24 protein-coding genes are annotated in these 21736 nt (G+C 70.8%); 10 read left to right on the top strand and 14 right to left on the bottom strand.

Annotation, left to right across the window (positions count from 1 at the left end):
• Positions 1 to 233: 233 nt before the first annotated feature.
• Positions 234 to 542, bottom strand: coding sequence for a hypothetical protein (locus BL253_RS17370; RefSeq protein ID WP_241834882.1), 309 nt, complete (start codon positions 540 to 542; stop codon positions 234 to 236).
• Positions 543 to 895: 353 nt separating this feature from the next.
• Between BL253_RS17370 and BL253_RS45840 the strand changes: the two genes are divergently transcribed.
• Together BL253_RS45840 and BL253_RS17360 are read left to right on the top strand one after the other, a co-directional pair.
• Entirely contained in the window at positions 896 to 1162 is a 267-nt protein-coding gene (locus BL253_RS45840; RefSeq protein ID WP_241834881.1) for a hypothetical protein, read from the top strand.
• Between the two features lie 3 nt (positions 1163 to 1165).
• A complete protein-coding gene (locus tag BL253_RS17360; protein ID WP_076818165.1) occupies positions 1166 to 2776 on the top strand; it encodes a recombinase family protein in 1611 nt (536 codons plus the stop codon).
• Between the two features lie 503 nt (positions 2777 to 3279).
• On the opposite strand, the gene BL253_RS17355 is transcribed toward BL253_RS17360, so the two are convergent.
• The 4 genes from BL253_RS17355 to BL253_RS17340 form a co-directional block, all read right to left on the bottom strand.
• Entirely contained in the window at positions 3280 to 4689 is a 1410-nt protein-coding gene (locus BL253_RS17355; protein WP_338013721.1) for a replication initiator, read from the bottom strand.
• A gap of 102 nt (positions 4690 to 4791) precedes the next feature.
• On the bottom strand, positions 4792 to 6600 hold the full coding sequence (locus BL253_RS17350; RefSeq protein WP_076818164.1) for an FtsK/SpoIIIE domain-containing protein: 1809 nt from the start codon (positions 6598 to 6600) through the stop codon (positions 4792 to 4794).
• 100 nt (positions 6601 to 6700) lie between these two features.
• A complete protein-coding gene (locus BL253_RS17345; RefSeq protein ID WP_076818163.1) occupies positions 6701 to 7036 on the bottom strand; it encodes a hypothetical protein in 336 nt (111 codons plus the stop codon).
• 125 nt (positions 7037 to 7161) lie between these two features.
• On the bottom strand, positions 7162 to 7371 hold the full coding sequence (locus BL253_RS17340) for a hypothetical protein (protein WP_076818162.1): 210 nt from the start codon (positions 7369 to 7371) through the stop codon (positions 7162 to 7164).
• Positions 7372 to 8089: 718 nt separating this feature from the next.
• Between BL253_RS17340 and BL253_RS42325 the strand changes: the two genes are divergently transcribed.
• Positions 8090 to 8575, top strand: coding sequence for a hypothetical protein (locus BL253_RS42325; protein WP_076818161.1), 486 nt, complete (start codon positions 8090 to 8092; stop codon positions 8573 to 8575).
• Positions 8576 to 8688: 113 nt separating this feature from the next.
• On the opposite strand, the gene BL253_RS42320 is transcribed toward BL253_RS42325, so the two are convergent.
• From BL253_RS42320 to BL253_RS17315, 4 genes are all read right to left on the bottom strand, one after another.
• The gene (locus BL253_RS42320; RefSeq protein WP_158230369.1) at positions 8689 to 8910 is read right to left on the bottom strand and encodes a hypothetical protein; all 222 of its coding nucleotides are present in this window, start codon (positions 8908 to 8910) and stop codon (positions 8689 to 8691) included.
• Between the two features lie 41 nt (positions 8911 to 8951).
• Positions 8952 to 9743, bottom strand: a complete 792-nt coding sequence (locus BL253_RS17325) for an SAM-dependent methyltransferase (RefSeq protein WP_274535219.1) — start codon at positions 9741 to 9743, stop codon at positions 8952 to 8954.
• 59 nt (positions 9744 to 9802) lie between these two features.
• Positions 9803 to 10102, bottom strand: coding sequence for a hypothetical protein (locus tag BL253_RS17320; RefSeq protein ID WP_131831510.1), 300 nt, complete (start codon positions 10100 to 10102; stop codon positions 9803 to 9805).
• Positions 10103 to 10302: 200 nt separating this feature from the next.
• On the bottom strand, positions 10303 to 10944 hold the full coding sequence (locus BL253_RS17315) for a hypothetical protein (RefSeq protein ID WP_076818158.1): 642 nt from the start codon (positions 10942 to 10944) through the stop codon (positions 10303 to 10305).
• A gap of 655 nt (positions 10945 to 11599) precedes the next feature.
• On the opposite strand from BL253_RS17315, the gene BL253_RS17310 reads away from it, so the two are divergent.
• On the top strand, positions 11600 to 12592 hold the full coding sequence (locus tag BL253_RS17310; protein ID WP_076818157.1) for a hypothetical protein: 993 nt from the start codon (positions 11600 to 11602) through the stop codon (positions 12590 to 12592).
• A gap of 333 nt (positions 12593 to 12925) precedes the next feature.
• On the opposite strand, the gene BL253_RS17305 is transcribed toward BL253_RS17310, so the two are convergent.
• The 3 genes from BL253_RS17305 to BL253_RS17295 all read right to left on the bottom strand — a co-directional run bounded on the left by BL253_RS17305 (position 12926) and on the right by BL253_RS17295 (position 15179).
• The gene (locus tag BL253_RS17305; protein WP_076818156.1) at positions 12926 to 13417 is read right to left on the bottom strand and encodes a hypothetical protein; all 492 of its coding nucleotides are present in this window, start codon (positions 13415 to 13417) and stop codon (positions 12926 to 12928) included.
• A gap of 722 nt (positions 13418 to 14139) precedes the next feature.
• Entirely contained in the window at positions 14140 to 14685 is a 546-nt protein-coding gene (locus BL253_RS17300; RefSeq protein ID WP_076818154.1) for a hypothetical protein, read from the bottom strand.
• A complete protein-coding gene (locus BL253_RS17295) occupies positions 14682 to 15179 on the bottom strand; it encodes a recombinase family protein (RefSeq protein WP_241834880.1) in 498 nt (165 codons plus the stop codon). Before BL253_RS17295 ends, BL253_RS17300 begins: the two co-directional genes overlap by 4 nt.
• A gap of 369 nt (positions 15180 to 15548) precedes the next feature.
• On the opposite strand from BL253_RS17295, the gene BL253_RS17290 reads away from it, so the two are divergent.
• Positions 15549 to 16013 (top strand): NUDIX domain-containing protein, encoded by a 465-nt coding sequence (locus tag BL253_RS17290; protein WP_241834879.1) that lies wholly within the window; start codon positions 15549 to 15551, stop codon positions 16011 to 16013.
• Between the two features lie 150 nt (positions 16014 to 16163).
• On the top strand, positions 16164 to 16373 hold the full coding sequence (locus tag BL253_RS17285; RefSeq protein ID WP_076818152.1) for a hypothetical protein: 210 nt from the start codon (positions 16164 to 16166) through the stop codon (positions 16371 to 16373).
• 47 nt (positions 16374 to 16420) lie between these two features.
• Here BL253_RS17285 and BL253_RS17280 read toward each other — a convergent pair whose 3' ends face one another.
• A complete protein-coding gene (locus BL253_RS17280) occupies positions 16421 to 17347 on the bottom strand; it encodes an IclR family transcriptional regulator (protein ID WP_076818150.1) in 927 nt (308 codons plus the stop codon).
• Between the two features lie 158 nt (positions 17348 to 17505).
• Here BL253_RS17280 and BL253_RS17275 point away from each other — a divergent pair, with 158 nt between their 5' ends.
• From BL253_RS17275 to BL253_RS17260, 4 genes are all read left to right on the top strand, one after another.
• A complete protein-coding gene (locus tag BL253_RS17275; RefSeq protein ID WP_081438404.1) occupies positions 17506 to 18876 on the top strand; it encodes an amidohydrolase family protein in 1371 nt (456 codons plus the stop codon).
• Positions 18873 to 20150 carry an amidohydrolase family protein gene (locus BL253_RS17270; RefSeq protein WP_076818249.1) on the top strand — a complete coding sequence of 426 codons (1278 nt, stop codon included), beginning with the start codon at positions 18873 to 18875 and terminating at the stop codon, positions 20148 to 20150. The genes BL253_RS17275 and BL253_RS17270 overlap by 4 nt, the downstream gene beginning before the upstream one ends.
• A complete protein-coding gene (locus BL253_RS17265) occupies positions 20147 to 20947 on the top strand; it encodes an acetoacetate decarboxylase family protein (protein ID WP_076818148.1) in 801 nt (266 codons plus the stop codon). Before BL253_RS17270 ends, BL253_RS17265 begins: the two co-directional genes overlap by 4 nt.
• Positions 20948 to 21115: 168 nt before the next feature.
• Positions 21116 to 21472 (top strand): SAM-dependent methyltransferase, encoded by a 357-nt coding sequence (locus tag BL253_RS17260; RefSeq protein WP_076818247.1) that lies wholly within the window; start codon positions 21116 to 21118, stop codon positions 21470 to 21472.
• 124 nt (positions 21473 to 21596) lie between these two features.
• On the opposite strand, the gene BL253_RS44760 is transcribed toward BL253_RS17260, so the two are convergent.
• Positions 21597 to 21731: a WD40 repeat domain-containing protein gene (locus tag BL253_RS44760; protein WP_081438417.1), complete on the bottom strand. Its 135-nt coding sequence runs from the start codon at positions 21729 to 21731 to the stop codon at positions 21597 to 21599.
• Positions 21732 to 21736 lie beyond the last annotated feature (5 nt).

The raw sequence follows: 21736 nt of genomic DNA, 5'->3' as shown, positions 1-21736 counted from the left end.
CGGCGGTCATTGGTCTGGCAAGGCCACGACCTCGGCCAGCGGCTGGCGCCGGGACGGAGTCCGCCACGACGGTTCCGCGGAACCGCGGCACGGAGCTCGTGAGACCGACTGACCCGACCGATCCGACCGGCGGGACCGGCGGGACCGACCCGGCTAGCGGGACCGGCGGCCGGGTCGGTCCCGCCAGGCGGCATACGAGCGGTGTAGGAGTGGTGACCGCGCGGACGGTCGGGCTAGCGCGTGCGGGTGATGCTGACCGTCCCGCCAGAGGCCGCGGTGGCGGCCAGCGGGTCGTGGCCGGCCAGGCGGACGAGGCCTTTGCTGTCGGCGAGCCCGCAGACGGCGTAGACGACGAAGGTGCGGTTGCCGGCCGTGCGCGTGGCCCAGTCGAGGACGGCGGGGACGTCGGTGTCCGTGATCTCGAACTCGGTCGAGCTGGGCGAGGCGTTCGAATGAGCCGGGCGCGTCCAGAAATAGACGCGGTAGACCGGGTTGTCCAGTTCCCACTGGGTGTCGCGTGGGTCGACGCGCCGCACTCRCATGGTTTGGAGGCTATCGACGGACACCGGGCGACGTGCCGAACGCCACCGGCCCGATGGGCGCGGGAGCCGCGAACCGGCCGTCCGGTCTGTCGAAATCGGCCGGCCTGGCGAACTAACGTGGCCGGGCTCGCGGGCTCGCGGGCTCGCGGGCTCGCGGGCTCGCGGGCTGGCAAGCCGGCGGGATGGCTCGCTACGCGAGGGCGACACCCAGACCGCCCGAGCCGCCGGGACGCTGGGATGTCCAGGCCGCCAGGCGGGGATGCCGGCCGCCAGGTCGCGAGGCGCGAGGGGAAGCGCGACGCGAGTCGGTCTGTCCTGCCCGCGCCACGGCGTGGAGGTCGCGAGATAGGGAGATGCTGGACGGGTCTCTACAACGCGGCGGCGAGGTGAGCGTGGCGGACGACGGGCCGATCATCGTGCGGGCAAGTCGAGTGGTGTACGAGAACCCGTGGATGCGCGTGCGCGAGGACGCGATCGTGCGGACGGGTGGCGTCGAAGGGATCTACGGCGTCGTCGAGAAGCCGGACTTCGCGCTGGTGATCCCGATGGACGCGGGCGGGGTCTGGCTCGTGGAGCAGCACCGTTACCCGGTCGGCTGGCATCATTCGGGACATAATTGACCCATGACACAAGTATCGCCTGTTCCTCTCCGCGACGCCGAGCCGCCGAACGACGCGACGACGTGGGACCAGGCCATACAGCCCCGCACCCGGGATTTGCTCGCCGAGTTGCTGACCCGCGACCCCACGCGATACCCGATCCTGGTCGCGATCTACGCCCGCATCTCGCGGGATAAAGGGATGGACCACCGAGGCGTCGCCCGCCAGGTCGATAAGGCGGTCGAGAGGATCGCCGCGGAGCCGGCCTGGCGGTTGGCTGCGCCGCCGTTCGTCGACAACGACATCTCGGCATCCAAGGACCTGCCACGGCCCGAGTACGAGCGGCTTATGGCGTCAGTGCCCCAAGGGGTACGCGTCATCGTCGTCTACATGACCGGCCGGATGTGGCGAAACCGGCGCCAACGCGCCGAGGCGATGGAGGTTCTGTCCGCGCAGGGCGTGCGGATCGTCGCGACCGCYGGTCAGGATCTCGATTTGTCGACGTCGTCTGGCCGGGTGATCGCTGGCGTACTCGGTGAGCTGGACACCTACGAGACCGAGCAGATGGCCGAGCGCCTCAGAGACGAGGCTGCACAGCGGGCGAAGGACGGCCTACCGTCTGGCGTCCGCATCTACGGCTACACCCGCACTATGGAGATCATCGACGACGAAGCCGACATCATCAGAGCGTGCGTCGAGCGGCTGTTGGACCCGCGCCGCGACGCGTCTATTCGTCAGCTCGTCCTCCAGTTGCAGGACGACGGGATACCCACCCCAAGTGGCAAGCCGCTATGGCAATTGCACGTTCTGCGTGCCCTCCTGATGAATCCAACGATCGCAGGCTTGCGCACGCACAAGGGCGAGATCGTTGCGCCGGGCCAGTGGCAACCRATCATCAGTGAGGCGACCCGTGCCCGCCTGATGGCCCGGCTAACGCCCAGGATGCGGCCTGATGGCTGGTCAAACCGGACCCGACATCTGTTGTCGGGCATCGCGACGTGCGGCGTGTGCGGCAAGGCCATGCTCGGCCGCTGCTACAACGACCCCAAGGGTAACGATCGCGCTTCCTACGTTTGCCCACCTCGCGAGCGCGGCGGGTGTAGGAAAGTTTCTCGCCAGATGGGACCGGTAGATCGCTACGTAGAAACGATCGTGGTCGACCTGCTGTCGACACCGGCGATTCTCGCGGAGCTGATAGGGGAGGACATGGCCGATCCGATGGAAGCGATCAGGGTAGCCACCGAGATTGAAACCCACCAAGCCGCCGCCGCAGCCCTGGGTATCGCGATGGCTAACGACAAGCCCGACGACGAGGTCACCAGGATCATGYGGAAGGCACAGGCGGAGGAGATCCGCACGCACCTCGCCCGAGCGCGCGCCCGTCAGGCCGCCATGGTCGGAAGTACCGCGTTCGACGGCCTCCAGGGCGTGACCGCCGAGGACATGGCCGCGCATTGGAAGTCGCTTTCCATCCAGCGCCGCCGCGCGGTCATCCGAGCGATGGTCACCGTTGAGATCCTCCCGACCCGCCCAGGACGCCGCCCGTTCAACCCTGACACGGTGAAGGTCGCGCGTCGTCCCCGCAGGTCAGCGGCGACAACGGGGAACGGGTCCGATCAGGTCCCGGATCTCTGACACCAGCTCCGCCGGGAACGGCTCCCGTGCGAGTTCCGCCGCCCTAGCGTGCGCGGCCACCACCACAGCCGCCAACGCATCTCCCGACCCCGACGTCCCACCAGGACCTGCCCCGCCCGCAGGAGAAGGAGGACCACCGAGACCCGCATCGCGACCAGTGTCTGTCGCGACCACATCCGCCCTAGCGGGGTCCGCGCCTGTGGCGCCCGCACCAGTTCGACGTCCACCAGGACCACGGCCACCGCCTGCCGCACGCGCCGACGTGCCGCACGACCGCCCTGTTCCGGATCTTGCCGGGAGACGGTCCCACCCACCCACCCCCGCCGGTCGCGCGCAGCGCACAGCGGCCACCGAGCCAGGGACGGAATCTGACGAGGCACCTTCGGTGCTCACCGTCTCTGCGGCCACGTGCCCCACATGCTCCGCCACGCCCGGCGCGTCTTCGGAGTCGTCGAAGGGCAGCGCCATCTCCCCGGCCAACAGCCCCCCACCATGTCGCCGGCTCACGGCCCGCCCCCGGGTGAGTCCTGCGCCCTGGCTGGATCACGGCCGCGACCGGCGTAGCGCCACTGACCGATGACCCCCGTTTGGGGGTCGCCGTCCGGACGGCCGAACTCATCGAGCACGACCGGCGAGCCGTCGTTGTCCAGACCCAGCGGACGGCCCCCCAACGCTGCCGCCAGCAGCCGGGCCCAGCGCCGCCGGACCCCGCGCAACTGGCGAAACGTGGTCGAGTACTTCCGGGATTTGGTCAGCCAGTGGCCGCCGAACCCGAACGAGTGCGACCACCGGATCAGCCCGGACACCCGACCCGCCGGACGGCCCGCCGCCACGTCGAGCGCTTCCGCGAACGCCCGATCCGTACCCAGGCGCCAGCACGTCTCCACCAGACGGCGCGTGTGCTCGCGCAGGCCGAGCCGGGCGAGGTGACGCAGCGACCGGACCGGGCCATCCAGCGCGCCGGAGTCGGTGACGGACTTGGTCAGGTACTTGGCCAGGTAGTTGCCGACCTTGACCGCGTCGACATCCGAGCCGAGCCGGATCCGGCGGATGTCAACCTGGCTGCCCCAGCGCACCGCCCACCCATCCGACGACGCCGCGACCGGTAGCGCCCCCGAGCTGTCGAACAGCGCGACCGCCGCCGGGTCCGGCGCGTCCACCGACACCGAGCCCACGACCGCCCGTAGACAGTCCGCGATCAGATCCCCGTATGCCCATTCGGGCGGGGTGGTTGGTTCGCCGGAGGGGTCACGGCCATCGACCCGGACCACGACATGCAGATGCACGAGGCCCCGGCGCTGCATTTCGGCGACCTTGACGAACGACACCCGCACCGCACGGCGCAGCCCCGTGACCGTCAGCCCGACCGCCGAGGCCACCGCGGATTCCAACCGGTCACGGGTCGCCTTCCACAGCGCCGGCACGAGTGCGTTCCAGACCAYGGCCCGGCTGTAGTCGAAGCAGCGCGCACACAGCGGCTCACCAAGACGGCGGTCATCCCCGCTGTGGCGTAGGTGGCAGGCCAGCGCACGGCCGTGCTCACAGGTCCCACGCCGTTGCCGGCATACCTGGCTGTCCGTGCCCTTGCCGGCCCGCCGGGAGTGCACCGGCCCGAAGGACGGAGCGGTCAGGGTCACGAACCACGCAGGACCACCCGCCACCACACCAGCCGCACCGTCGGTCCCGGTGTCCAGGCCGCGTACGACGATGCGCCGCGCGTCGCGCTGATACAGCTTGGAGCAGTCCGGACAGGCCGAGGCCCGCCGGTTGTTACACCGCACATGCACCACCGGCGGGGCGGACGCCCGCCGGATCTCGCCGGTCGAAAGGTCCACGTGATCCGACCGCCCGGACAGCCGGATCGGGCGCACGCATCCGTCCGTCGGCTTGTCCGGGCCGGTGTCCGTAGCCACAGGTCACCCCTTTGCGGGCGCGTCGAGGCAGCCACGACCCGCACGACCACCAGGGCCGCGCGACGCAGCTAGAGAAAGAGGAAGAAGGAGAGCGGCGGCCGGTCAGCCGGTCAGGGGGTTGCCGTCGTCGTCGAGGCCCTCACGGCGCCGCCAGTCAGCCGCCCACGACTYCCACGCCGCCTGATCCGTCTCAGAGATCCGGGGCGGCATCGGGGGTGGCGGTACCGGCGGCCAGACCCGCCCTGGGCCGAGTTGCGGCGGTGGTGGGAGCCGCCAGCCCCGTAGCGGCACCGTCGGCGGGTCCACCGCATCGGCCGGGACAGGTGCAGGCTCAGGCCGACGCCGGGCCGCCGGCAGCGGGACCGCGTCCACGTCCGGCACCCAACCGATCACCGGGCGCCGAACCGCCACCGGGCCGGGAGCCACCGCCGCCTGTTCCTGTGGCTGTTCGGCTTCGGGGGCGGGGTGGCCGTAGCGGGTCGCCACCGTGTCGATGTCGTCGTCGTCCTGCCAGGCCGCCCGGACCAGCACCGGGACCGGCGCCTCATCGGTCCGCACGAAGCCGGTACCGGCCCGGTCCATCGCGATCATTTCGGCATGGGCGCCGGCCGCGTGCGCACCCCGACCAAGAACCAGATCAACCTGTCCGGCCTCCGACATCCGCAGGCAGACCYGGACCGGGAACAGGTCCCGCCACGTCAACACGTCCTTACGCGGATCCTGAACCCCACCCACCACGACGAACCCCGGCGCCCGCCCCTGGGTCAGCAGCAGCGGCAACGATTCCGCTACCCGACGGCGCACCGCCGCCGGCCCGTAGGCGGTCAGGAACGCGATCTCATCTACCAGCAGGACCACGAGCGGATCGCCCTGGGTTGGCCGATGCACCCGCGCGACCCCGCGCAGCCGACCAGCCCGCCGTGTCATCCGTTCGGCCGCGTCGTCGAGGAGATCCGCGATCGCGACCGGGTCCCACGCGAACCGGGCGAACAGCGGCGCACCGCCGGCAAGCTCCATCCCGCCCTTGGGATCGACCGCCCAGATCTCCACCAGCCCGGCCCGGACCGCCGGGGCCAGGGCCCGCACGATCGCCCACAGCACCGAGCCCTTACCGGCCCCTGTCGCCCCGGCCACCAGCACGTGATTACCGGCCAGCGGCAGCAGCCAGCGCCCGCCGTCCTCTCGCCGGCCCACCACCACCGCCGACAGATCCACCCCACCCGCCACCGCAGCACCACGACCGCCGACCAAACCGGCGACCCTGCCCCGCACCGCCGCGAGCCGGGCGTGCACATGCGCCCGCAGCGTCGGCCAGGCCCGCCAGGCTCGGGTGTCCTGCGCATCCTCACCGTCGAGCGGCTCAGGCTCCACGGTGCGTGCCAGCGACTCCCGCCGCCGCACCGTCACCAAGGCCCGCCCGGCATGCGCGGTATCGGGCGCCACCGTCACCCCCCGCGACCCCAGCGCCGCCGCCAGACCCGGAATCGCCCGCTCCAGATCGGCCGTCGACTGGCCCGGCCGGACCTGCACCGCCAAGACCACGCCCGCCGCCGATCGGCGCACCCGCCGCACCTGTGGTGTGCGCTCCCACGAGATCATCAGCCCGCAGGCCCGGCACGCCGCCGCCCACCGCCGCCGCCACCGACCACCGGCGAACCAGCCCAGCAGCGCGCGGCGCGACCACGGCAGCGCGAACACAACGCCCACCAGCGCCAGCAGCCCGACCCGGCCAGCGCCCGGACCGAACACGCCCGCCAGCCACCACAGCACGACCAGCGCCAGCCCCTCACGCCGCCAGTCCCAGACCCACCGGCCCACATGGCGAGCCACCATCCACGACACCGACGGGCGCACCGACAGCCGATAGCCCCGAAAGACCCGGCCCGCCCGCACCGACATCACCCGCGACACAGCACACCTCCCGATCTACGAAATGGGCCCGTGAACAGCGACGGCGGACGGCCAGCCGAACCCGTCAGAGTCCGTGCCGCCGCCCGCCGCGCCCTACCGGTCAGCTCTCGCGCTTGCCCGCCGCCGGCGCACCGACCGGGCGGATCTCCGCCGCCGAGAACGCCAGCCCGTGACGGCTGCCCATCTCCCACGCCAGCGCCTTAAGCCCCACGACGCTCACCGGCTGGCCCAGCGTCAGCCGAGGCGCCGACGCCGCCGCGACCTTGACGCGCAGCGTCGAGGCCCCCGAACCGGCGACCGCCACCGTGACCTGGACCTCCCACAGCGGCACCCCGTCACGGTTGGCCCGGTGCTCGCCCTGGTACATCGACGCCTCTGGCTCACCCATGACCACGGCCGCGACAATCGCAGCCGGGTCCACCGGAATCTCACGCACAACAACCACTCCCTTTCACGGAGGAAAACGCACGGCCACACGGCCGGGCGGACGTTTTCGGGCAGGCGACAGCCACACCCGAGAAGAGGAAGAAAGACAGAAACGACCTGCGATGCAATGCGCTACTACGTGTGCAGCACGACCACAGGCACCGGAACAACCGGCACAGAAGGCGAGCCGGACGCGACCAGCCAGCCCAGAAAAACGCCGATCATCATCGACACGAGGAAACCGACGATCATCGTCAGGATCGCGACCGCCACCAGGCGCTCAGACGCGACCCGCGACCGCTCATCCTCAGGAGACCACGGTCTGACCTGCACGTTCGGGTCCATCTAGCCGCGCCGCCAGACGACCGCAGCCCAGACCATGCCCGCGCCCAGCGGCGCCGCCAGAAACGGCGCGTCACCACTGAGCCCGGCCAGCGTCAGATACAGACCGCAGACCCACAGAACAGCCGGCCAGAACCACGGCCGCCGATAAACACGCACGACAACACCTCCACATAGGAACCGACGAGACCGCGCACGGCCCGCCCCGTTTCCGGGCGGCCACCGCCGCGAAAACCACGATCCACGCCCCCCGCCAGAAAGTCACCACCCCGCGACACGGAGTTTTCTCGGAGTTTTCACGGAGAAAACCCGGACCCGGAGAAAACCCGGACTAGACGCGGAGAAAACCCGGAGAAAAGCCGGAGTAGACACGGACCCGGACCAGACTCGGAGAAAACCCGGAGTAGACCCGGAGAAAACCCGGACCAGACCCGGAGTACACACAGACCCGGAGCGGACACGGAGAAAACCCGGAGAAAACCCGGAGTCGAGCGGCGCGAGCCCCGCAGCCGACACCGACCGGCCGCCCGGCGGCAGCAGCCGACCCGACCCGTCGCGCGGCGTGTTCGTCGCTACCCACGGTGAACGATGGCATCTAGAGGAAAACGTGACCTAATGAGGACACAGAGCGTGATATGGCCTGTACGGACTCAGCAACACCGGCCATCATCGGGAACGGACACACCCCGGAACATCCCGCCCCCAGGAGCCCCGGCCTGCCATGACCACGCACACAACCCGCCTAGAACGCCGCCTCAAGGCCGAACTGACCGCCCTGACCAAGACCGGCGACACCACCCCCGGCCACCTCCACCGCCACACGCCCCTCCTGGTCTCCCTGCTCACCGGCCGGCGCACCCTGGCCGCCGCCGCCGACGCCGCCGACATCCTCACCACCACCGCCACCGCACTACCCGACCCCGCCGACGACGCCGCCCGCGCCCTACTCGGCATCGGCCAGCCACCCCTCACCACCCTGACCGCCCGGCGCGAGACCGCCGGGAACTTCTACCGCGGCGTCACCGGTGACTGGTTCCACCGCAAGTACGAAGCCGCCGTCATCGACACCCTGATCGCCGCCCTGATCGAACGCGCCGACCCCAGCGCGACCTACCCCGACACCCCCATCCCCGGATTCCGCATCCCCCGCCTAGCACCCCCACCGCTGAGCGCCTTCGTCCCCCGCCGCCCCCGCCGCAGCGCCTGACCCCGCCCCACCCGGACACGCGAACGCGGGGACACAGACCCACGGCCTATGCCCCCGCCACACCCGACCACGACCACGACCACGCCAACCCGCCGGGACGGTCTGCGGCGCCGTCAGTTCAACGGCGCCGTGCTGATCCCCACCCATTCGCCGAGCGTCACGTCTCGCCGCTTGGGCAACAGCATCAGCCGATCCACAGCCGCCACCGGGATCACGTCCGTATCACTGACGCCCCGCTCCTCCAGCGCGGACACCGCGCTCATCGCCAGCTGCTCGGACGTGCAGACCGCGCAGCAAATCCTCTCCGCGTCCCGCGCCACCACGACCCACACCACCGCCCCACCCGGCACAGGCCCCACGCTCCCACCGGCCGCGCTCACCGCAGCCTCGCGACCAGACCGTAAATACCGATCTGCTCATCGCGATACGTCGCAGCCTCAGGCGCCGGTCGCCACCGATGCACCGGCACCACCCCCGGATCGGCGATCTCCAGCCCCGCCGGCAGAAGCGCCGTCACCTCCGCGCGGCTACGCACCTGCAACGGAATGTTGCTCTGCTGGTAGATCCGCGCACCCGCCTCAGCCGCCGCCCGCGCGAAGTCACCCGTGCCGTGACTAAGCACCAGCCAGCTACCCGGCGCCAGCGCCTCCACGAGTTCCGCCACGATCTTTCCCGGCCCGGCTTCGTCCGGGACGAAATGCAGCAGCGCGAGCAGCGACAACCCGACCGGCCGCGACAGGTCCAGCGTGTCCYGCACCACACCGCTGGCCAGGATGCCTTCCGGCTGGTGCACGTCAGCCTCCAGATACGCCGTGAGCCCCGGCGGCCTGCACCGTAACAACGCCCGCGCATACGTCAACACCAACGGGTCGTTGTCCACGTACACCACCCGCGCCGCCGGGTTCACCCCCTGCACGACGTCATGCAGGTTCGGCGCCGTCGGAATCCCCGTACCGATATCCAGGAACTGATCCACCCCGGCCTCAGCCGCGAGGAAGCGCACCGCCCGATGCAGGAACGCCCGATTCTCCGCCGCCCCGATCCGCAGATCCGGCACGATCTTCAACACCCGCTCGGCCGCTTCCTCGTCCGCCGGAAAGTGATCCTTCCCGCCCAGGTAGTAGTCGTACATCCGGGCCGAATGCGCCACCGACACGTCCACCGACACCGGCTCAGACCACCCCCCGTCCTCAGAGGCCAACCGACGCATCTCCCCGTCCGCCGACGTCACGACACGCCCCCCGCGTGCCCACCAGGCGCAGCAGCCCTACCAGGCGCGCCGCCCGCCAGCGCCGACAGCCCCGCATCCAGACCCAGGACCACCGCCACCTCCGCCAACAGGCCCGCATCCGCCTCCCCCAGCAGCAGGCCCACATCCACCGCCGGCCGCTCCCGCGCAGCGTCCACCGCCGGCACATCCAGGAAACTCTGACCGTCCTCCCAGACCCGCACCCGCCGCACACCCGGCAGGATCGCCAACAGACCGGCCGCCACGTCCGCAGCCGTCATCCCCTCCGGGGCGGTCATCGCCGCCTCCGACTCCACCCCCGGCCCGTACTCCAATCTCACGATCATCTGACCCCCGTGTCCTCGATCCGTCGCCCCTGGTTCACCGCCGAGTCCTGAGCGCATCCGCCGCGCCGCCGCCCGCTCCAACGCCGAGACCGGCCGCAGCCACCGAGCACGCCGCCACGGCGGCGGCACCCGCAACACCACCGTCACGTCACTCACGCCACGACCCCCCGCCCCGCCACGACCGCCAACCAGGCCGCCACGTCCTCCCACGCGACCACCTCCCAGACCGGCACCACCCGCCACGCCGACCCCTCCGTGACCTTCACCAGATGCGGCACCGCCGACCGACCCACGCCCACCGCCGGACGCCCCCCACACGTCACCACCGGCAGACCGTCCCCACGCTCCGCGCGCAGCAGATCCGCCAACGCCACCGCCAACGCGGTCCGCCCAGGCGACACCCACAGCGGAAACAGCGTCACCGACTCCAGATGCGACATCCGGCCCATCGACACCCCCACCCGCGTCACCTCCGCCGGCCCGACGGAGAAGAACTCCAACCCGTCTTCCTCACCGACCACCGACGCCGACCGCGCCGCCAGCACAGCCCGCCGCCCACCCGCCGCGACCGGCAACCGCCCCGCACGCCGCGACACCCGACGCTCCTGCCGCCGCCGCCGCACGAGCAGCCCCGACTTCTGCGGCAACGACAGCGACACCACCGCCACCTCGCCGCCCAGGCCCGACCCGTCGACCAGACGCGCGGCCCTTCCCAGGGCACGGCCCTGTCCGCTGGACCCGTCCGACGCCGGCCCCGCCTCTCGGTCGTCCCCTGGCGCGATCTTCATGAGCATGGTTCGGCTCCCGCCTTGGTCCTGCTCGGCCGCTGTGCACGACCTGTCCGCAGCCCTGTCTGAAGGCCGCCCCTGGCCGGGGGAACGAGGCCAGCCCGACCAGAAGCGGCACCGTTGACAATCGGCCATCGACCGACTTCTGACAGTGGCGCCGATAGTGCCGAGACGGTGACAATCAGGACCGCGATAGGGTCACCTTCCGCCGGGCGTACTGACCCGATGACAGCCCGCCCGACATGCGCGACGATCCGTGACAACATCGCCGCACATCGAGGACGCCATGGCGCCGACCCCCCGACCGCGTACATTGCTTGCGCTGCTTCTGGTTCATCGCCGCTGGACCGTTGAGCAGTTCCGCAGCGCGTTTGTCGAGGCCGCGACCCACCTCAACGCGCCGATGCGGTCTCTAGGCGACCGGACCGCCAAGCGTTGGCTAGCCGGCGAGGTGAGCCGCCCCAACCAACCAGCACCCCGTGTCCTAGAACACATGTTTGGCGTGTCGGTCGAACGGCTGCTTGCCCCAGGGGACCCCCCAGCCACCAGCGTCGAGTTAGGCCCGTCGGCCAGAAGCGCACCGAGCGCGCAGCCTCCGCCCTACAGTGGGGTATCGGGGAGCCATCCCCCTGGCTCTCCGCCTGTAGTGGGAGGGCTAGTCATGGCCACCGAAGAAGCCGCCGAGTTCCTGCGTCGCGCCCAGAGCGCCGCCGCCACCGCCGATGCGGTAACCCTGCTGCGAAACGAGTTGGGCCRCATCGCACGCGCGTTCCCGACCGAGGGCGGACCCGCCCTCATTCCAAGCCTGGCCGCCGCGCAGCGCTTCATCTTCCGCCACCTGGACGCACCCGAGCCCGACCACGCCCGAGACCTGTACTTTCTCGCTGGCGCGACCTCCGGACTCCTAGCCCGCGCCGCGCGCGATGTCGGCCAGCTAGACGCCGCCATGACACACACCAGGACCGCGCTTCTCTGCGCAGACCGCGCCGGCAACCCCGCGCTGCGGCTATGGATCCGCAACGAACAAGCCAGCAGCGCCCGATGGGCAGGATGGCACCACGAGTCACTCCGCTACACCCTGGTGGCCGACGCCGACGCCGTGGCTGTCCGTGGCGCCTCAGCCGTCAAACACTCCTACCTACGCGCTCGCGCTCTCGCCGCAGTGGGAGACGTCCGCGAGGCCCGCGACGCGCTCAACGCCGCCGACGCCGTACGCGAACGGCGCGACGACGACGACCTAGACGAGTTCGGTGGACAACTCACCTCAGGCGATGCCGACGCCCTTTACATCGCCGCCGACGCCTACTCGCTTCTCCCCGATCCGGCAGCCGCAGAGCAGGCCGCCTCTGCGGCAGTCGCCGCGTTCGCCACCTCGGCTAACTCCCAGCACGACCATGGCTGCCGAGACGGTTCCTACCTGGCGCTAGCGCTCGCTCGCGTCCGCCGTGGCGACCCCGACGGCGCCCGCGAGGCACTGGCACCTGTCCTAACGCTACCCACGCAGCACCGCGTCTACGGCGTTTTTGTCGATACCCAGCGCATCCACGACGCACTGACCGCACCGAACTACCACGGTGCGGCCATCGCACGAGACATAGCCGCCGAACTCGAAGCATTCGCCCAGGACACCAGGCCACAGGTCGCGTTGTCATAGCGCAGCAGGCCAGTCGTAGAGCCATATCTCAACACGGCACGCGCTGAAGACCGCCAGCCGGCGATGTCCCATCCCGCGTGTAGACGGGCCACCCAGACCAGGGAAAGCACCACCAGAAGAAACGAGGGAAAATCATGACCAGCGGATTACTCAACAATGCCGTCACTTGCGGGACCTGCGGTCAGCGGGTGGGCGTCTCGAACGGCGTGATCTCGGAACACCAGAAGGCGCCGCCGAGTCGGGAACGCTGCCCCGGCAGTGGAACCAGTCCCTGATCGGCTAACGCCAAGCGACCCCGCACCCGAAAGGGGACGGGGTCGCTTCCGTCTGCCTTCAGATGCGTTCGGCGACCTGATGCTCCCGATGCGCCATGGGCTGATCGCCGGACCGTAGCGTGTGGACGAACATCCCGCAGGCGTGCGCGCCGCTGTAGAAGTCCACACTCAGGCCGACTTTGTAAAAGGTGCTGCTGGTCTCGCCCAGCGAGTACCGTCGGACCTGTTTCACTTGCGAGCTTCCGCCGTTGACCAGCACCGCAGCGATCCAACCCTCGATGTCGCGGACTAGGTACCCGTTCCCGGAGGGGGCCAGCGACGGCAGGTCGACCGGTGCGAGCGGCTCACCTTCCGGAGCGCGGGCCATTCCTACCGGATTGGCGAACACCCACATGACGTAGGCCGTCGAGCCCGTGTCGAACGTCAGCCGATGTCCCCAGGGCTTGTCGACGTAACCGCAGGCTTCGAAAGTCTCGATCTTGGTGATTGGCGGACACGCCGCCTCCAAGATCAGGCGGTCCGCGTAGGGCCAGAACTCGCTTGACTTCACGTGCCGCCTCCAGAGGTAGGTGAGCGCCCAAGCGCTTATTCTGCCCTTCCCGGGCGGGCCTCGACCGGCAGGCAGAGCCGCCCGCCGTAACAGCCCCGAGCCGGACTAAGATCGCCGTCGCAGAGTTTCTGTACGGGTTCAAGGCGCCCCTTCGGGGCGCGCGCCGTGCCGCCGCACACGCCACGCACGGGCAGGACCCGTCATCCCGCCACGCCCGGGGGCCCCGCCGGGCGCTGGCGCGCCCGGCACCCCCGGGCGTGTCGGGCTGCCACCCGCCCGCGCGCGTCGGATGCGTCGGCCCGTCGCTGACGAGCCGGAAGGGTCACCGCGGAATCCGTCAGCACACCCCGCGAGCCCGCCGATATGGCCGTCAGGTGACGCGGGTCCGGTCTAGTGCTCGGGGGCCAGCCCCCGAACCCCCGGCCGCCTCCGGAGAGGGGCAGGGCAAGCGAGAGTCCGCGTGTCTCCTCCGGTGAGCAGGCACCCAGAGGGTTGCCACAGGAACCCCGACCGCGCAAGACCGCCACCAGACACGATGGGCGCAAGCAGCGTCGGGCGGTCTTGCACGGCCGGGAACCCTGTGGCAAAGCAGAGCTTGCCTGCCCACCGGAGAAGCCCCGCTCAGCCAGGGGTATGACGGGGCAGAGCCCCGAGGCCCCGGACACGGCGACGGCCGGCAGCCCCGTGAGCAGGACCACCGGCCGCCGTGGGACCGGGAAGCGTCAGGCCCGGCAGGAACACCGCGACGGGCGCCGGACGCGCAGCAGGTCCGCCAGGTGCATAACCTCTTCGGGTCGCATCCGCATGACCAGGCCGACCATGCGCGCACCGGCCGCGCCGTCACCGGCCGCCGTGATGACCTCCCACACCGCGAACTGATACGGAGTCAGCCCAGGGTCCGGAACGACGTCCGTCCCGACCGCAGGCACCCAGCCGCCCCCGTCGTCCGCCGAGCCGTCCGAGCTGTCGGGGTCACCGGGAATGGTCAGCGCCTCAGCCAGGTCAGGCACCGCACACGGCCGCACCGAGACCGCCTCACCGTCGCGGACACCGGCCGGGAATTCCTGAAAGACCAGCGTGACCGCCGTCCCGCCACGCGGACGCGACGCGAAGTGGTCGACCAGGAACGACGCCGGCAGCATCGAGACGACCCCGACCAGGTCACGCGGCGTGGCACCCGAGCGCAACGTGACCGCATGGCGGGCACCGTCGAGCGGGACGACGTGGGCACGTGGCCGAGCCGCCGGCCAGCCGTTCTCGCCGCTCACCGGGACGCCACCGCAGCGCCAGCGCTGATCAGCGAGTCGACCAGCGCCAGCCCGATCGGGTCGCCAGAGTCGATACCCTCTTCGCTGATCAGCAGCCGCACCCCTGCCCGGCGCGCCATCCGTAGGGCGTGGATCTTCCCGGCTTCCGTCGCCGAGAGCCGATCCCATGTGTCGACCACGACCACGTCATACCGGCCCCGCTGTACCAGCCGGAGCACCGCCTGCCAGGCCCGGAATCCGCCGCCGATCTGCCCGACCGAACCACCCGCCGACCAGCCCCGGACCTCACACGCCGCCCTGAACGCCGCGTGCTGGCCAGGTACCTCCGCCGCCGAGCCCGACGCCTGTCGGGTGAACAGCGCCGCTCGCACCGGCACCTCACCCCGATGCACCCGCGTCCCCGGCAACGCCCCGAGAACGACAGCGACCTTTTCCGCGACCGACAGCTCAACCTCACCGTCGCCGCTGATCAACCGATCTGGCATGATAGCCATCAGGTTCCACTCCTTGCTTGCTCAAGGTTTGGGATCTAGGCCCGGGGTTGGTGCTGGTAACACCGCTCCGGGCCGCCTTATTGAGTTATCTTTCCACCTACCACTATAGGCGTTCCATCTGGTGGGCGCAGCCGAATGGAGAAATCCAGGCAGGTAAATCGGGCAGGTAACGCGGCCAATTTCTTGCAATTCTCGGCCCGCGAAGAATGTGCGCGCCGGATTCCGATCGGCACGCGGCCGGCCACCAGGACTACGCCGCCGGCCGCCCGAGCCCAACGCCCACCAGGGCTACGCCCACCGCGACCGCGACCGACCGGCCCCTGTCGAGACGGCGACGGGAGCAAGCCCGCAGGCCGCACTCCGAGGTGCTTGCTTCAGCTAGCGCGGGTCAGCCCCGCGATGGAGCGGATATGTGATGCACGTTATATATGTCCCGTAGCATGTTGGCCTGTCGGCGGGCGGTACTGGGAGTTCCCACAGGGCTCCTGGGAGGACCGGCCCGGCGTCGACCCCGCGGAGCTCGCCGCGGCCGAGCTGCGGGAGGAGACCGGCCTGCGCGCCGGCCGGCTCGACCACGTCGGCCGGCTGTTCACCGCCTACGGCTACTCCACCCAGGGCTGCCACGTCTGGCTCGCCACCGACCTGACCGAGGGCCCCCGCGCCCCGAGCGTCGAGGAGCAGGACCTGGTGGCCCACCGCTTCAGCCACGGCGACTGGCTGGCGATGCTCGCCGACGGCGTCATCCAGGACGCCTCGACCCTCGCCGCCTGGGCACTGCTGTGCGCCCGCCCACCGAGCGGTCTCCCCCTCCCGCCCGCCTGTCCGCGGGAGTAATACGAGCCACATCCACGTGGGTTCGAAACGCGGTTTTCGACGGCGCATGAGYCGCGCAGGCGATTCCCGGCGGACCCACTACGCCTCGCGCACGGCGATCAGGAGTTGCACAGCGGGCGGCGCGGCGGCGGAACGCAATATGATCGGGCCATGATTGAGCCGCCGGTGATTGCCTTCGGCCCCGCGGAGACCGGCGGCACGTGGTGGGCTGTACTGCCATCGGACAGGGTCCTACGCAGTGATCGGTTGACCGACCTGCTCGCCACCGTCGAGCGGACGATGGCCACGGACCACCCCGGCCGGCCCTTCGCTCTCCAGCTCGACCCGACCGGTATGTGGGACCCCGGAGACGCGACCTGACCGCGATCTGATCTCTGCCTGCGGGGAGCGAGTTCCCCTCCCGCCCGTCAGGCCTGGTCAGTCCCAAGCAGGATGGCGGGCGGGCGGCCGGCGATGTCGGCCGTGATGGCGTCCGTCGCCGCGGTGAGCGTGACGCCGAGTTGGATGGCCTCGGCTCCGGTGATGGCGGCGGCGAAGCCGCGCAGGGAGACGACGAGGGCGACGGCGCCGTGGGCGTCGAAGACGGGGGCGGACAGGGAGTCCACCCGGTAGTCGCTGGCTGGGTCCAGGTCGCCGGCGACGAAGTCGGACGGGCTGGCGAGGCCGGCGGCGAGGTCGCGCAGCAGGCCGGGGAGCTGGCCGCGCAGGTTGGCCGCGGCGGCTTCGCCGACCTGCCGGCGGACCCGTTCGTCGAGCGAGGTGGACAGCTCGGCGGAGTAGCCGCGGGCGCGGATGACGTGGAGAAGGTCGCGGTACTCGTCGCGATCGGCCGGGTCGGAAACGCCGCCGCGGTTCAGCCAGCCCTCGACGACGGCGTCCGGCTGCCAGGCCATCGATGTGATCCCCAGCGGCGGGTGGAACGGGATCGTGTCGCCTACCCGCAGCGTCGCGACCGGGCGCCCGCGCGGGTCGACGACCAGGTGGGCGACCGTGGCGTACTCGGCCGCCGGGACGAGCGCGACGACCGAGAGGCCGAGCCGGCGGTGCAGGTCGGCCATCCGGCCGCGCCCGGCGGCGAGCGCGTCGGTGCCGGCGGTGGCGGCCTGGCCCGCGGCGATCAGCCCGGGGCCGAGGGCGTACGTGCGGCGGGTCGGGTGGCGGCGCAGCCAGCCGGCGCGTTCCAGCGCGGCGAGCGTCGGGTAGCAGGTGGCGGCGGTGAGGCCGAGCCGCCGGGAGATCTCCGACTGGCTGAGGCCGCCCGGCGCGCCGGCGAGCATCTCGACGACGGCGATGACCCGGTCGGTCTGCGGGGACGGCCGCGGACGCGACGACATGCGGCGACTGTACCGCCATCTTTTCGCATAGTGCGAAGATTGACATGGTTGATGCAAAGAGGTTCCCTGATCGGGCGGCAGGCAGCCGCCGTCGAGCCGCCCGAGCGGCCGACCCAGCGGCCGGTCCCAGGGGCCGGCCGAGCCGAAGGGGACGCCCCATGGCCACCGCGTCCGAACACGGAGCACCCGAGAACAAAGCCCCGGAGAACAGCGAGCCCAAGGACGGCGCGGGCACGCCGACCACCGCCATCGCATCCGCCACGACGCCGTATGTCGTCATCACGTCCGACAGCCACGCGGGATTACCGACCGAGCTGTACCRGGACTACCTGGAGAAGGAATTCCACCCCGCGTTCGACGAGTTCCTCGCCGGCAGGCCGGCGGCGGTCGAGGAAATACGCCGCATGGGGACCTCCGACGCGAAGTTCGCGCAGAGATGGTTCACCGAGAACGCCGAGGGCCTGGAGGGGGGCTGGGAGGCGGCGCGGCGTAACAAGGAGATGGACGCGGACGGCATCACCGCTGAGATCATCTTCCCGGACGCGGACGCCGTCGAAAGCCGCACCTGCGCCCCGTTCGGCACCGGGCTCGGACTTTCCGGAGACCTCGACCCGGTGCTCGGCCTCGCCGGCGCCCGCGCCCACAACCGCTGGCTCGCCGAGCTGTGCGCCGACTCGCCGCTGCGGCGCCGCGGCATAGCGCTGGTGCAGATCACCGCTCCGCTCGACGACGTGCTCGCCGAGATCCGCCGGTCCTACGAGTCCGGCCTGCGCGCCGTGATGATCCCCGCGATGTGGATGCACCAGGCGCCCTACCACGACCGGCGCTACGACCCGGTGTGGGAGCTGTGCCAGGACCTGGAGATGCCGGTGCTCACCCATTCCGGCCCGGCGGACAAGGAGTCCTACGGCGACCACCTCGGCATCTACGTCACCGAGGTGACGTGGTGGCCGGCGCGGCCGCTGTGGTTCCTGCTCTGGTCGGGCGTTTTCGAACGGTTCCCACGGCTGCGGTTCGGCGTCGCCGAGGCCGGCTGCTGGTGGGTGGCGAACCTGCTGTGGTTCTGGGACCGGCTCTACCTCGGCCAGAAGGGCGCGGAGAAGCTCGGCTCGCTCGGCGACCTGACGATGTCGCCGAGCGAGTACTTCGACCGCAACTGCTTCATCTGCTCGTCGAACACCAAGCGGCGCGAGATCGGCATGCGTTACGAGATCGGCCTGGAGAACATGCTCTGGGGGAACGACTTCCCGCACCCCGAGGGCACCTGGCCGCGTTCGCGTGAATGGATGAGGAAGACCTTCCACGACGTCCCGGTCGCCGAGTCCCGCCGGATGCTCGGCGAGGCGGCGGCCGAGGTCTTCGGCTTCGACCTGGCCCAGCTGCGCCCGATCGCGGACCGGCTGAACGTCACCCCGGAAAGCCTCGGCCAGACCGACGACGCGGCCAACGTCGCGAAATGGGCGCGGGCCCGGACCGCCGGCCGGCACTGGCTGACCGGCCAGGACCTCCCCTGGGGCGTGGCGGAATGACGGCGGGCACCACAGAAGCGGTGTCGGCACCAGCACCCGACGACCGCTACATCGTCATCTCGGCCGACTGCCACGGCGGCGGGAACCTGCGCGGCTACCGCCCTTACCTGGAGAACCGCTGGCTGGACGACTTCGACGCCTGGGCCGCCGGCTACGCCATTCCCTACGACGATCTCAAGGGCGACCTGGGCGGCCGGAACTGGGACTCCGACCGGCGGCTGGGCGACCTGGAGGCCGACGGGATCGTCGCCGAGGTGATCTACCCGAACACCGTCCCGCCGTTCTACCCGAACAACTCCCTCGTCGAGCAGCCACCCGCTCCGAACGCGGGCGATCTGGAACGGCGCTGGGCCGGCCTGCGGGCGCACAACCGCTGGATGGCCGACTTCTGCGCCGCGGCGCCGGGACGACGGGCCGGCATCTGCCAGATCATGCTGCACGACCTGGGCGCCGCCGTCGACGAGGTGCGCTGGGCGAAGGAGAACGGCCTGTTCGGCGGCGTGCTGCTGCCGGGCGCGCCCCCCGGCTCCGGCGTGCCCTCGCTGTACGACCCGGAGTACTACGAGCCGCTCTGGTCGGTCTGCGAAGAACTGGACATGCCGGTCAACCATCACAGCGGCAGCGCCGCGCCGGCGGCGGGTGAGCGCGCCGAGGACAAGGTGATCCTGCTGCTGGAGGTCACCTGGTGGGCGCACCGGGCGTTCACCCACCTGCTGGTCGGCGGCGTCTTCGAGCGCCATCCCGGCCTGCGGCTGGTGCTCGCCGAGCAGGGCACCGCGTGGGTCCCGGAGGAGCTGGCCCGCCTCGACTACTTCTTCGACCGGATGGGCACCGGCGCCGCCGGCTCGCAGGAGGCGGTCTGGGGCAAGGAGCTGGTCGGCGGGATGAGCCTGCGACCGAGCGGGTTCTTCGCCCGGCAGGTCCGTATCGGCGCGAGCTTCCTGCGCGGGCACGAGGTGCCGGCAGCGAGCCGCATCGGCTTCGACAAGATCATGTGGGGCAGCGACTACCCGCACCGGGAGGGCAGCCACCCCTACTCGACCGAGGCGCTGCGGGCCGCGTTCGCCGGCGTCGACCCGGTGGATGTCGACGGAATGCTCGCCGGGAACGCCGCCGCCACCTACGGCTTCGACCTGGCGGCGCTGCGCCCGCTCGCCGACCGGTTCGGCCCGACGGTCGCCGAGATCGCCGAGCCGCTGAAGCCGGCGTCGCTCCCCATCGAGGCCGAGATGTGCCCGGCCCTCATCGGCTACGGCAGGAAGGAAACGTCGTGAGTACTCGTCTCCGGTACGGCGCCCGCACCCCGGAACAGCTACGCAACCGTGAGGTCGAGGCGACCTCGGTCGACACCTGGGCGACCTCGATGGTCGCGATCTACGAGACCGACCCCGGCCTGATCGCGTCCGTCCTGCCCCCGCCCCTGGTCGCGTCCGCCCCCGAGCATGTGCGTCTCACCATCGCGCGGGTCGACGTCGGCCGCGGCCTGCCGCCGTTCGGCGCAGGCACCTTCGGCGTCGGCGCCGTCCACGACGGGCTGGTCGGTGACTACGCCCTCACGATGCCCATGTCGACCGAGCAGTCGGTCATCGGCGGCCGTGAGACCTTCGGCGAGCCGAAGAAGATCGCCGACGTCCGCCTCGACCTCGACGGCGACCTGGCCGTCGGCACGCGGCTGACCGGCTCGTTCACCCGGCTGGGCGTGACCTACGTCGAGATCAACGGGCAGCTCGTCGAGGAGCTGCCACTGCCGGCCGACGGGGTGCGCACCAGCTTCTACCTGAAGTTCCAGCCCGCGCCCGACGGCAAGGGCTTCGACGACGATCCCGCGCTGGTGCACGTCCAGCGTCGAGAGAAGAACCGCAGGCTGTTCCGGGTGGACGGCGAGGTCATCCTGCGCGAGTCCCGGTTCGACCCGGTAGCGGACCCGCCGGTGCGGCGCCTCGTCGGCATCGAGATCGCCGAGCGCTCCAGCATCCAGACCGGTGCCGTCGTGCGGCGCCTGCCGCAGGAGGACGTCATCCCGTTCGCTCACCAACGCTACGACGACCTCTCCCCCGTCGGTGAGGAGTAGGCAAGAAGTAACCGGGCCGGTGGGCTCCGCCAGAGGAGCCCGTCGGCCCGCCACCGTGCGCGCATCGCTACTGCGTGGCGCAGCGGCGGCGGCCGGATGACCAGTTGTCCAACGCGGTGCGAATATGTCCTGGTGCACCGCGCAGCAGCGGCCGAGGACGGAGTGGACATGCCCAGTGAAGAGCAGTCCTTAGCCGGGTTGGACCCACGCCTCCCGCATCCTGCCCGGATTTACAACTACTTCCTCGGTGGCAAGAACAATTTCGCCGTCGACCGTGCTCTGGCCGAGCAGATGCTGGCGATAGACCCCACCGTTCCGCTCACCGCGCGAGCGAATCGGGACTTCCTGCGCCGCGCGGTGACGTTTCTGGCCGCCGAGGCGGGCATCCGGCAGTTCCTCGACATCGGAACCGGCCTGCCGGCAATCGACAACACCCACGAGGTCGCCCAGGGCATCGCGCCCGAGAGCCGCGTCGTCTACGTCGACAACGACCGTTTCAAGTCGGGTTGTACACACAGTCCCTAGGGTTCGCGGTGGCCTCATTCGGCGCTCACTGAATGACGTGACCTGCGCTTGCAGGGTGCGCGCAACTGCAAGCATGGCTAGTGATCTCGTCGGGCCCCGCGCGGCCACAGGATGGCCGTTGAGATCAGGTGATCGCCCACAGCCGGACCGTCCCATCGCGGGAGCCAGCGGCGAGCAGGGCGCCGTCCGGCGAGAACGCCCCCCACCACACCGGGGCGGTGTGGCCGGTGAGGGTGGCGCGTTCCCGGCCACTGGGCACCTCCC

It is taken from the genome of Pseudofrankia asymbiotica, from assembly GCF_001983105.1.
GTDB lineage: Bacteria > Actinomycetota > Actinomycetes > Frankiales > Frankiaceae > Pseudofrankia > Pseudofrankia asymbiotica.
Note: the sequence above shows the minus strand (reverse complement) of the source record. Positions and strands in the feature narration are given on the sequence as shown.